The 2,195-nt window shown below is 46.5% G+C and carries 1 protein-coding gene and 1 pseudogene; both read right to left on the bottom strand.

Going from position 1 to position 2,195, the window contains the following annotated elements; all coding sequences use genetic code 11:
• Nucleotides 1-1,110, bottom strand: a 1,110-nt coding sequence (locus ACFIKJ_RS09045; RefSeq protein WP_375670522.1) for a phage tail sheath subtilisin-like domain-containing protein, incomplete at its 3' end; no start/stop codon positions are given.
• A gap of 189 nt (nucleotides 1,111-1,299) precedes the next feature.
• Nucleotides 1,300-2,195: pseudogene (locus ACFIKJ_RS09040) on the bottom strand (hypothetical protein); the annotation flags it as partial.

Raw genomic sequence — 2,195 nt, 5'->3', positions numbered from 1 at the left:
CAATTGTAAAGTGCTGTTGGAATTTAAATCGCGGTCAAACCAAACCCGCCCACCCAAAAGCGCTCCACGCGCAATCATATCATCAAGAAACTGCGTGAGGCTGCGGGTAATGGCAATAACATGTTGACCGGTCAGATTCTCATCATTCGCCCAAGGGCGGAAATTGTTGATGATCGTTTTTTCCAAAGCTGCACGGGTGCGCACCACATTGACAAAACGCCAGAGTGGATCACTAGAGGTGGTATGATTCCCCCATAAAATACGTCCATTGGCAGCAATTTTTCCATGCGCATTTTGACTAAGTCGTGCTGGAATAAAGGTAGCAATATCGGCTTGGTTGAGGCGATTTGCCTCATGATCGATTTCGCCATCAAAATAGCTAATCGGGCGCGCCGTGCCTAAAATGCCTTTAACATCTTGGTTGGAGGGAGACCAAAAAACACCACCCCTTTGCTTATCACGTTTGATAAACATGGCGGCAGCAAAAGGACTTGCGGGTTTAACACTAACACCCCCATCACTATTTGCCACCCGTACAAAGGGATCAATCAAATAACAAAAGCGTGAGGAAAAATCTGCACGATAGGCAAGACTTTCTTCCGCATTTTTACCACCCGTATCAAACACGGCAATCGCTTGTAGCTTTTCTGCCACCTGTTCCAAGGCATCCGCCACGGGGTTTTTACCATTATCAAGGCGCCCTGCACTATAAGCCGGTGCCAATAAAATCCCAGGCTCTACCCCTAAATGACCTCTAGCATGCGATAAAGCATGCACACCGGTCAAATGAGCGTTTGATCCCACCATCTCAGTTTGTGTCTCAGCAATGGTTGATTTTTCTTCCACTCGCACAAGAATAATTTGTGCCTCAATCCCTTGCGCACGCACGGCATTGATAACATCAAGAGCTGTGCCTCTTGTCCCAAGCTTTTGGATTTTCTCACCCTCATGTGTAAAAACTAACACAGGCTCGTCGAGGGGAAAAACTTGGTTGTCAGCATCAGGGGCTGTGACAACCGCACCAATAGCGGTCTGATCAAATGTTGCTAAGGGACGGGAATCCTCACCAGCCTCTACAATGCGTATCCCATGATTAAATTCTGTTGCCATCTTGCTCTCCAAATCAATGAAGAGAGAATAACAACCATCACCATGCTCCATAAGCCTGACACTGTCAGTCAAAAAAGCCCTTTCAAAGGGCTTTTAAAGAGCGATAAAAGGACTTAAAAACATATAAGCCTGCTTATAGAACAGCTATCCATTTGACTTCTGTCATATCTTGGTTACTTGTGCATCCATTTATTCTTTCCATAATCTTATAAGAACAGCGCCATCAGCTCCAGCACCACTTGGAGAAGAATCGTCATGAGCACCAGCACCGCCACCACCAAAACCACGCCCCGCTTTTCCTGAACTATAGGAACCTTTGCCTAGTCCTCCAGCGCCACCACGTGATGTATCACCTCCAGCATCGCCTCCATTCCCACTTGTTTTACTCGTAATTCCATTCGTTCCAGCATAACCATTTCCGCCTTTGGCGATTCCTAGATGTTCGTCTGTTGCTAAACCAAAGTTTCCACCTGTACCTCCAGCGCCACCAGTGCCTGAATAGAAGGTAGTCGTACTACCACCAAATCCCGTGTGAGATTGATAGGCAGAAACACCCCCACCCCCCTTTCCTCCTGTAGCGGTAATAAAATTCTTTCCAACGGCTGTTATTCCTCCAGACTTACCTGTTACAGTCCGCCCTGAAACAGAATCTCCTCCTTTACCAATAGCGATATTCTCATGACCCTTTAAACTCGCTTTATAACCATACCATACCGTACAACCGCCACCGCCGCCACCGCCTCCTAAGTAATAAGAATAACCACCCCCACCACTGCCGCCGCCACCCCAGGCTGTAATTTCGACTTTGGTTTTATCCGTTACCCAGTCTGGCCATTGAATTTTCCCATCTTGCGTATACAGCAATTCAGCATCAGCAAGAGCCAGCCAATTTGTGATTTTATCGATCAAATCTTTTTTAAGACTCTTTATCCCTGCCAAGATAGCTGCATCCACTTGCGCCTTGGTATAGACAACATCACCATCGATTTTAAGTGGTCCTTTAAGCGAGCTTCCGGTTGTGTTTAGACTGCTAACGACTTTGTTGTTATGGATAAGGTTAAACGACGAATTACCCAACAGTTCTA

The organism is Bartonella sp. PS7NMGDW, from assembly GCF_042193585.1.
Taxonomy (GTDB): Bacteria; Pseudomonadota; Alphaproteobacteria; order Rhizobiales; family Rhizobiaceae; genus Bartonella; species Bartonella grahamii.
This window is presented reverse-complemented; position numbering and strand designations above follow the sequence as displayed.